General features: G+C 46.6%; 10 protein-coding genes. 6 read left to right on the top strand and 4 right to left on the bottom strand.

All coding sequences use genetic code 11. From position 1 onward, the window contains the following. Positions 1-98: 98 nt before the first annotated feature. Positions 99-965 (bottom strand): choice-of-anchor L family PEP-CTERM protein, encoded by an 867-nt coding sequence (locus tag QT974_RS25300; RefSeq protein ID WP_333471164.1) that lies wholly within the window; start codon positions 963-965, stop codon positions 99-101. A 235-nt stretch (positions 966-1200) separates the two neighbouring features. Between QT974_RS25300 and QT974_RS25295 the strand changes: the two genes are divergently transcribed. Beyond that, entirely contained in the window at positions 1201-1344 is a 144-nt protein-coding gene (locus QT974_RS25295; protein ID WP_333471163.1) for a hypothetical protein, read from the top strand. Between the two features lie 211 nt (positions 1345-1555). Here the strand turns inward: QT974_RS25295 and ggt are convergent, their stop codons facing one another. Next, complete coding sequence (gene ggt / locus QT974_RS25290; RefSeq protein WP_333471162.1) at positions 1556-3289, bottom strand: gamma-glutamyltransferase; 1734 nt, start codon at positions 3287-3289, stop codon at positions 1556-1558. 389 nt (positions 3290-3678) lie between these two features. Then, entirely contained in the window at positions 3679-3954 is a 276-nt protein-coding gene (locus QT974_RS25285) for a hypothetical protein (protein ID WP_333471161.1), read from the bottom strand. A gap of 295 nt (positions 3955-4249) precedes the next feature. Between QT974_RS25285 and QT974_RS25280 the strand changes: the two genes are divergently transcribed. Next, complete coding sequence (locus QT974_RS25280; RefSeq protein WP_333471160.1) at positions 4250-5281, top strand: glycosyltransferase family 2 protein; 1032 nt, start codon at positions 4250-4252, stop codon at positions 5279-5281. Between the two features lie 482 nt (positions 5282-5763). Then, complete coding sequence (locus QT974_RS25275; protein WP_333471159.1) at positions 5764-6531, top strand: DUF1350 family protein; 768 nt, start codon at positions 5764-5766, stop codon at positions 6529-6531. Positions 6532-6547: 16 nt separating this feature from the next. On the opposite strand, the gene QT974_RS25270 is transcribed toward QT974_RS25275, so the two are convergent. Further along, on the bottom strand, positions 6548-7057 hold the full coding sequence (locus tag QT974_RS25270) for an ATP-binding protein (protein ID WP_333471158.1): 510 nt from the start codon (positions 7055-7057) through the stop codon (positions 6548-6550). A 747-nt stretch (positions 7058-7804) separates the two neighbouring features. On the opposite strand from QT974_RS25270, the gene QT974_RS25265 reads away from it, so the two are divergent. The 3 genes from QT974_RS25265 (at position 7805) to QT974_RS25255 (ending at position 9478) form a co-directional block, all read left to right on the top strand. Next, positions 7805-8065, top strand: coding sequence for a sulfiredoxin (locus tag QT974_RS25265; RefSeq protein ID WP_333471157.1), 261 nt, complete (start codon positions 7805-7807; stop codon positions 8063-8065). 95 nt (positions 8066-8160) lie between these two features. Beyond that, a complete protein-coding gene (gene dps / locus QT974_RS25260) occupies positions 8161-8706 on the top strand; it encodes a DNA starvation/stationary phase protection protein Dps (RefSeq protein WP_333471156.1) in 546 nt (181 codons plus the stop codon). Positions 8707-8773: 67 nt separating this feature from the next. Continuing rightward, positions 8774-9478 (top strand): helix-turn-helix domain-containing protein, encoded by a 705-nt coding sequence (locus QT974_RS25255; RefSeq protein ID WP_333471155.1) that lies wholly within the window; start codon positions 8774-8776, stop codon positions 9476-9478. Positions 9479-9819 lie beyond the last annotated feature (341 nt).

Genomic DNA, 9819 nt, shown 5'->3' with positions numbered 1-9819 from the left:
TCTGACATCTGCGGTTTCTGTATCGAAAAGAAGACTTATGCAATTCAAGTCTAATGACCACTGACTAATGACTAATGACCACTGACTTCCGTTATTAATTACTTCCGGCGGCGCAACTTTCGCCCCGCAGCCAGCATCGCGCCTCCCGCCATCAAACCCCCCACAGTCATCGGTTCGGGAACCGCCTCAGCTTTAACCGTCCCGAAAGAACCGCCTTTAATAAATACAGCAGAATCTAAATTACCGTCGCCCACATCTCTAATGCGGATGCTGAGAACATTTGTTTGATTTTGCTTGAGCAACCCCTCAAAACCTAAAACCTTAGTAAAGCCGTCTAGCTTAATGATTTTAGCCGCCACACCTGTCAAACGTGGGTTGTCAATATAGTCAGAGTGATCTTGAGAGCGATTATTTGCTACCGGAACCAGATGACTAATGGTAACTGTTTTACCGTCGCTCAATTTTGCTAAATTAGTGCCGTTCAGCAGCAGTTCAAATTGGTCATTATATTCTGAACTGCCAAACTCCGGAAACTCCTCAGAAGCAAATACATATTGAAACAACAACTTTTCTACTGTGCAATTAGCAAAAAAGCTCAGGTTGAGCTGAGTCAAATCTCCCTCTTCACCCTTAGGCCCAAAGTCTGTGTTTAAATCGCTGCCGTTGGTCATGACGTTATCTTTTCGATTCTTTCCGGGTATGTCAGCTACTTTGCCGGTGCTGAGAACCACACCAGATTTTAAACCGAAAGGGTCATTAGTGAAAGTACCAAAAGCAGCTTCATTCCCCGTAATTGAAACAGAAAAATTGCTCAATCCTGCTGTATTAGTTCCCAATAAATTATTTTTTAATGTTTCAATGTTATGAGTTGCCCCTACCGAAAATGCCATGGCTGGGGCAGCCAAAAAACTGATAAGACCTGTTAAGGCACCCGTTAAGCCAGCTATTTCGTGAGTTTTTATCATAAATTTTTAGTTAAAAACACAAGTTGATTTAGTTGTTAAATTTATTATCACATTATATAAGTAGTAATGTCTAGGGACTTTACAATCAATTTATATATACGTATATTTACGGTATATCTGATTAATTTGGTTAGGTATTTCTTGGCAGTTAGTGAGTCAATAAACCTCATCGCAAAAATACATATGCCAAAATATGCGGAGACTAATGGTTTGATGAGTTGCACAATGGATACCAATGAAACCGGGTCTTTATACGGTTAACCTCGCACGGCATCAGATTTTAGTCAAAATCAGATGTCTGCTGGAGTCGATCGATTATTCAGATGGAGCGAGGGCAGATTTACCAGAAATAATTAATTTAAAGCCTGCACCCTTGTAGGGAGAGATTAAAAAAGACGATTCATTATTCCAATCCTCGGACTTCCAGGTAGAGGTAGCCCTCAACAGTCAACAGTCAACAGTCAACAGTCAACAGCCAACAGTCAACTGAATGAAGAGGGTGCTGGTAACGCAGTCAAAATAATTGTGCATCTGCCCGGACAACAATTGCAGTTCTTCTGAAACTATAACTAATGACAGATGACTAATAACTAAAACCCCCTTACTTCTCCTTCGCCACGCGGATCGGCAGCCCCTTCCAACCAACCTTTATCAGTCTGGACGATCGCATTGGCATTTCCCCAGCCGGATCGTTCGGTAATTTGGTGTCCGCGCTTGCGCAATTGAGCAAGCGTTGCAGCATCAAAACCTCCGCTTTCCACCATCAGGCGATCGGGCTGCCACTGATGGTGCACCCGAGGCGCAGACACCGCATCGCCGACATTCATGTCGTGCACCAACACATTGAGGACAATTTGCAACACCGTGGTAATAATCGTACTACCTCCGGGAGCCCCCGCAGCGAGGCGAAATTTGCCATTTTCTGTGACAATCACCGGCGTCATGCTGGATAAAGGAGTTTTCCCCGGGGCGATCGAATTTGCATCACCGCCCACCAAACCAGACAAATTCGGCACTCCCGGCGCAGCAGCAAAATCGTCCATCTCATTGTTGAGCAAAATTCCCGTACCCGCCGCCACCGCCCCAGCCCCAAAACGGCCATTCACCGTAAACGTCAAACTAACAACATTGCGATCTTTGTCAACTACCGTCAGGTGCGTAGTTTCCGGCGACTCGTACGCAAAGCCGCTCAAAGTTTTAGCATCAACAGCTTTTACCTCGCTCGAAGGTTTGGCTTTTGAAATTTCGATTTGCGATCGGCGCAATTTGCCATAATTCTTGCTAATCAAAGCTTTAACCGGTACCCTCACAAAACCCGGGTCGCCCAAAAACTCGGCCCTGTCAGCATAAGCAATCCTCATTGATTCCGCCAACAAGTGCAGCGTATCTGGACTTTTCCTTCCCAACCTCTTGAGATCGGTATCGCCGATAATATTCAGGATTTGCAACAAATGAACGCCGCCGGAAGAAGGAGGCGACATCGCACAAATTTCGTAAGCGCGAAACTTGCCACAAACTGGATTTCGCCAAATTGGCGTATAGTTTTTTAGGTCTTCGAGAGTCATGATCCCGCCGTTTTTTGCCATATCGGAGGCGATCGCCCGCGCAATGTCCCCACGATAAAAACTTTGGGGATTTTTGGCAATCTGCCGCAAAGTCCGCGCCAAATCCCGCTGCACCAACTTCTCCCCCGGTTTGTATAAAACGCCACCCCTAGTAAAAACTTCCCGCGCCGCCGGGTTCTTGTTGATAACATTCGCCCGCCGTGCGACGGCCTCGGTAAACCGCGAACTCACCGGAAAGCCATTTTGGGCCAGGTCGATCGCCTCAGCTACCACCGCCGCCCAAGGCAACTTACCGTACTCGCGCTGCACCACATAAAGTCCCGCCACAGTCCCCGGAATACCTGCGGCCAAATGCCCGTCCAGACTTGCCCTCGGGCGTACCTTGCCTTGCTTGTCCATATACATATCCCGCGCCGCCCGTTTCGGAGCTCGTTCCCGGAAATCGAGCGCTTGCACTGTCCCGGTTTCTGCCCGTCGCAGCAGCAAAAAACCCCCGCCGCCGATACCTGCCGAAAAAGGCTCTACTACCGAAATCGCCAATGCTGCCGCCGCCGCCGCATCCACGGCATTACCTCCTTGTTGCAGCACCTTCAGCCCCGCAGCGCTCGCCAGAGGGTGAGCCGAAACGGCCATCCCTTGTTTGCTGCCCTGCTGGGAGTGCCGTAAGTTTGGCTGTAGCTGCTGCTGACAGCCAAACAGTACCGCTGTTGTTATAAAACAAGTATAAATTCGCAGTTTGCTATATAGGTTGGGTAACATTTTTTACTTGTAATTTCAGGAGGTGTACAGTATAATTTGATGGGTGTCTTCGCCCAGACCGATCGGCAGCCATCGCTGGCAGCATGACGGTTGAATGTTGCAAGGCAGGAGCTCGGGGTGCTAGAGGAACAGAGAAATCAGGAACAATTTATGGCAACTAAATTATCAAACAAGTTTGAAAAAGTATCTTTATTGAGCGACTACTTATTATCTCAACCAGGCTGATAAATGCAAAAAAAATTAGTCGATCGAAAATCGAAAAAACTAACTCTACTTGTGAGCGGATGGCGGTTGAACTGCAACACATGACAAACCTAGCATAGCGGTTTTATCAGAGTTATGAGAGTTTTTAGTCGATCGGTCAAAGAAAATTTACCCTGTTTGTTTGGCTAAAAATCGATCGACAGATTTTCCCAAAATAAAGCAACTGCACAAAAGCTGCAAACCCCGATCCCGCAAATCATCACCACTCGAAAATCTTCAACCCTAAAAGCGAACAGGGTAAGTTTAATTTCCGACACCTCTGGTGTCCGAAAAATTGCCCGCGACCATCTGGTGACTGGTGTCCCCCCTTCTGGTAGATCCCACTGAAGTGGCAAGCCTGTTATATTGGCAGTACGTAGGTAATTTTCGGGAATACAGGTATTTGCACGTGAAGAAGTCACAGTGTCTGCTTCTAAACTCTAAGTAACCACAGCTTACCCTACACCGCTAGGCAGGCAGGGCTAATTGAGGTCGATCGGACACAACAACAACCAACGGCAAAAAAAACTGGAATTTTCCCCGATTTCGTCTTCAAAACAATCGGAAATCGTACCTTACCAGTGGCTGTGCTGCAACATCTTCAATTCTCCAGTTTGCACTGAACAGGGATTTCATCGCAGTATTCAAATTCAGGGGTCATATGTGGCGAAGACTATACTTCGGCAAACAACTACCAAACCACAAATAATTGAAGTTATGAACAACGAAAAAGTCAGTGTAATAATTCCTGCATTGAATGCAGCGGACACTCTGGCCGAGGCAGTTGCCTCCGTAATCAATGGTACCCACAAGCATCTAGAAATTTTAATTGTTGATGACTGCTCTACTGACGATACTGGCAAAATTGGTGGTAAACTTGCCCAGCAAGACTCCCGAATTCAATACTTCCACAATCCCCAGACTTACGGGGTTTCTAAATCCAGAAATTTAATGATATCTCGGGCGACAGGCGAGTACGTGGCGTTTCTTGACAGCGATGATACCTGGGAACCGAACAAACTAGAAGTTTGTTTGAGGATGCTCGCAGACAATCCTGAAGTCAAAGCTGTGGCCCATGCTTTGCGGTATTTAGACAAGCGCGGCAATAAGTTAAGTTATGTTCCCACCTATCCGACAACTCAAGCTCAAATGCAGGAGATTAAGGAGACAGGAGAAAGTCCTTGGGTGTTCCCGTCGTCGGTTGTAGTCGATCGCTCTATTCTCCTCGAAGAAGGCGGATTTGCAGAAGATTGGCAGGTGGGAGAAGATACAGAATTATTTACCAAAATTGCTCAAAAGCACGGCTTGCTAGCAGCCAAAGAACCTTTAGGGAATTATCGAATTAGAGGCAACTCTCTTACAGACAAGCACTGGCTTAAAAAGCGGATAGCTGGTGATTGTGTCAAGGAAAACCAACGGCGGCGCTTGCGGGGAGAAAAAGAGTTCTCGCTGGCTGAGTACGAACAAATATGCTTTAAGAATTTGCCACTGCTGAAACGGCTTAACAAATTCCGAGAAGTTTTGGCACTCCACTACATGAGAAAGGTAGGACAAAGTTTGTTAAATAGGGAGGTGGTGCCGACTCTGATTTACGGCATCGCTACCACAGTGCTCAACCCCGTTGCTACTCTCAACAAGTGGAAATGGATGAAGTCTCAAGAAAAATTGAGTCATCAACCCACAGAATCCCTGCATCATTCGACTGAATTAAACCCCCAGCGACAGTCGCAAATCCGAGGATTTTCGTAAAAAATCTTGTATTTGCATCCAGGTTGTACGTGAGAATTTAGGTGATGTCAATCGGGCCGTATCGCAGTCGAGCGCCGCTGTTTGTAGTGAGGAGTTGAGTGCTCTGACTTGGAGCGAGACTGAGATTCCTCACTACAAAAGAATTTTATTTTTTTTGATGCGATCCGATCCGATCGCACGCCAAATCAAAATTATTAAAATTTGCGATCGAATGTTCGCGGCCACTCCTTCATGCAGTCGCCGCCTTCAATCCCGTACAGCCGGAAAAAGCAGGGTCAACCCGCTGTGCTATTTGCTGACAAAACAGTTACACTAAATAACGTACAAGTTAAAAGCTAAGTTTTTTTGATAAAAAATCCCTAGCTCACATCTTTTTTGGGCAGAAACTACAAGCAAAATTATATCAAAAATTCTGCTCGCTGTTTTATACTTAATAGCGGAAAGAGGACGATCGCCTTTTTACTTAGAACTTGATTTAATTTATGGACTGGCAAGAAATTTCAGGGAACTGGGTATTAATTCCTTCTAAACCGATCGCGATCGTACATTTTCTCGGCGGTGCGTTTGTGGCGACTGCACCGCAACTCACCTATCGCTGGCTGTTAGAGGCTTTGGGGAATCAAGGATATGTGGTGGTAGCAACGCCGTTTGTGAATACTTTGGATCACATTGCGATCGCCCGTGATGTCCTCAACAAATTTGAAAATGCTCTCGATAGGCTGCGCGCTACGAAATTGCTCAAATCTTCGTACCTCCCAGTTTACGGCATGGGACACAGCATGGGATGCAAACTCCACTTGCTGATCGGTTCAGTGTTTGACATAGAAAGAGCAGGCAATATTCTGATTTCTTTCAACAATTATGCCGCCTCCGAAGCGATTCCGATCGTCGAGCAAATTTCCCCCGTCTTTAAGGTAGAGTTTACCCCTTCCCCGCAAGACACAAATCGCCTCGTGCAAGAAAGCTATCAAATCCGGCGCAATCTTTTAGTCAAATTTAACGGCGACAACATCGACCAAACCCTGCTGTTAACTAATCTGCTAAAACAGAGATTTCCCGACATGATTACAGTTCAGACACTGACTGGAAACCATCAAACGCCCTTAGGTCAAGATGTTAGCTGGCCTGTCGGTCAAATGTTTACACCTATGGATGCGATCGGTCAGTGGGTCAAACAAGAAGTATATCGAGAATTAAATCAATTAAAACGCACAATTCTGCTCTGGCTCAACCCCTTGTCCCGCGTTTAAAAACTGCGATCGCCCATTAACCAGAAAGTTCCTCCGGAAGTTGCAAAATATCGTCCTCATCCTCTGTATTGGGGACAGGAGTATAATTTTTAACCATCCACAGACAGTTGCGGCCCGCGGCCGTTCTCCTGTAACTGAGATTATCTGCAATGTCTTTCATCAGCTTTAAACCGCGCCCTCCGGAAGCTTCAGGGTCGATTTCTTTGGACATCTCTTTAATTTTTTGCTCTAAATCAAAGGGGGCGCCCGAATCCCAAATTTTGATCTCTATACATTCACTACACACCGCCACCTCAATCTCCACAAGCAAATCCGGCGGTTGACCCTGGTGGGCGTGACGCACCGCATTCGTAAAGCCCTCAGCCAAGACTAACTGACAGCGTATCCACACACTCCTAGGAATTCGTGGCTCGTACAATTGCGAAAACCACGACAAAACAAGCTCTAAAGCATTTAGACCTGTATTGACTTGAAGATCCGCTTTTTTTAAGACTTGCAACTTTTCGGAACCTTTTAATTCAATCACGCTCTGCCACTGAAATTATAGTTCCATAAAATAGAGGCAGATATAGAATTGCCTTTACTTTACGTTTTTAACTTTTTTTCCCAAAAGACCGACAACTGCTAGCGCCCACATCACCAATCGCCGTTATTCACCGGCCGCGTCATTTTCCACTAATCTACAGGGCTGCTGGAGGCCCTGTAAAACCGGGCAACAATGAATCGGAGTTCGATGTACTAGCTTTTGCTAACAAACTAAATGTTACACCCACTTATTAGTTATTTACGATACCAGAAGTGCGGCTCACAAGTCAATTCGCCCCTGCAACCCAAAAAGTCGATAAAAGTTTATGTTGCGATCGTCAACTGACTAAAGTTCGACCGAACTAAAATTTGCATCAAATTTAAAGGTACATTGCACTCCCTGGCTTGTTGGCAACAAGATTTACCTGCAAACCGATGTTATTCGACTGTATTCAATCTCATACAAGGGCCCTGACAGAATGTAGCTGAGCCACCCCAGACCCTAAAAGACTGGGGCGATCGATAACTATAGTGTTTTTATTATACATAATATATCTAACCCTAGAGGCTACGTCTCTCCGGTAATGGCTAGGAGGCCTGAAAGCTGGGAAATGCCAAGGTTTTTTCCATTACTGACGATCGCGCGCCGCGATTGAATCATCTGAAACTCAAAACTTTCTGAGAGATTTGTTGCCAAGTCGAAGTCATTACGAGTATGATTTAACTACAAGCAAAATCAAGAGCTGCCATGAGGATCGAAGCAATACCCCTCAATCAAATTCGCCGCCCCCTGCCGCGAGTCAACGACCAAACAAAAGTAGCCGCCCTCATGGAGTCGATCCGCGAGGTTGGTTTAAACGAGCCCATCGACGTGCTAGAAGTAGATGGTCAGTATTACGGATTTTCAGGCTGCCACCGTTACGAAGCTTGCCAGCGTCTGGGTTTAGAAACTATCCCGTGTAAAGTACGCCGAGCTCCCCGTACCGTATTGCAGATGCACCTAGCCTGAGTCTCTCAACAGCAATTGGCGACAAGCAAAGGTTCGATCGCCCAAATTTTTCTCAGATATTCGATCGACAATCACTAATAACAAGGTACAAATCTATGACTCTCAACAACCACAAACAACACCTGTACCCAACCCGCATCGATATGTCAGCCGCCACCCGCACTCAAGTAGTCGGGCTGCTCAACGCCACGCTGGCAACAACTCTGGACTTAAAAACTCAAGTCAAGCAAGCTCACTGGAACGTCAAAGGCATGGACTTCTACCAGTTGCACTTGCTGTTCGACGAAATGGCAACAGAACTCGAAGAATACGTTGATACCGTTGCCGAAAGGGTAACAGCTTTGGGCGGTTTGGCTGTAGGAACAGCCCGCACAGCCGCCGCAGATTCGATTTTGCCAGAATTTCCGTTCGATATTTTAGATGGCAAAGAGTATGTGACTGCTTTAGCCGATCGCTACGCACCCTACGCCCAACACCTGCGAGTTGCTATAGACAAAGCATCTGAACTCGGTGACGCCGATACAGCGGATCTCTACACCGAAATTTCGCGGGCAATTGACAAGCGTTTGTGGTTCCTAGAAGCGCATTTGCAGGGAGCGGCGACGGCTGCGGCAGCCGCCGAGAAAGTTGCGCTCAAATAGCCGCTTCTGTTGTGGGGCCGGCTCCACAATACATCTTTGGAGCCGGCTTGTTTGGTTGGCCCCAAAGATGTATTTGCTTCAGGCTCATGACAGTTTAGGATCGAGAATATTTACATTTATAAATTTGGATGAATTTTTCGTGGCAGCTCCTATTCCAGATTATGCTCCTCAACTGCAACGCCTGATGCAACAGGCAGGGATTTCGAGCGATCGAGAACTCAGCCAAAAAGCAGGAGTTCCCGAAATTCAGGTAAGCCGCCTGCGCCGCGGCTTAGCTTTGAAAACGCGAGCCGACATCCTGCTCAAAATCAGTCAAGCTTTGAAAATTTCCTTAACCCAACTGCTGGCAACTTTGGCGCCTGATTTTGTGGAGCTAGAAGAAGCAGTACCTACGGGCTTAGAACAAGAATATCAGCGGCTGCAAGCTTCGATCGAACAGCAGCGATCATCTTTGATGCAGGAATTTCAGCTCTCTAGCGTGCAAATTTTAGAATCCTGGATGTTGCAGTGGCCGACTGCTGCGAGCAAAGCTCAGGAAAATCACAACTTGCGAGCCCAGAAACTGCTGCCGTTGCTGCGCCCTGTCGAGCAGTTATTGGAGCATTGGGGAGTAGAGTCGATCGCCCCAGTGGGAGCCGAGCTTCCCTACAACCCGCAACAGCACCAGCTTATCGAAGGAACAGCCGAGTCGGGACAACCTGTGAAAGTCCGCTATACAGGCTACAAACAAGGCGAAAAACTACTTTACCGTGCCAAAGTTAGCTTGGTTTAATGGTGGAATTGACGATCGGGCGTCGCGCATTTTTCTGGTAGCCTGCATCCTCGCTCTGAGGAATTTTTAGGTAAAATTTCCGATAGCTGTGCAAGCTTCGCGAGTCTCAATCAGTGGCTTTGGTTTGGGATTTTTAGTTGGGCGATCGGCTCAACCATAAATTCCCAACTCGTTATATTTGTTGACCCACGGCTCAATCCATGGATTGTATGTTGATAGATGAGTGCATCAGCATTTAGTAAACCAGTTTTTTAGATGTTCCAGATTCATTGGGGTTTTAGTAGTGGCTTGACCGAAAGCATCCAGGATACAAGCCCCCGGATTCATCCGTGGAGAAATAA

It is taken from the genome of Microcoleus sp. BM001215392 (assembly GCF_036700185.1).
Taxonomy (GTDB): domain Bacteria; phylum Cyanobacteriota; class Cyanobacteriia; order Cyanobacteriales; family Microcoleaceae; genus Microcoleus.
The sequence above is the reverse complement of the archived record's forward strand: the minus strand, read 5'-3'. Positions and strand labels throughout refer to the sequence as shown.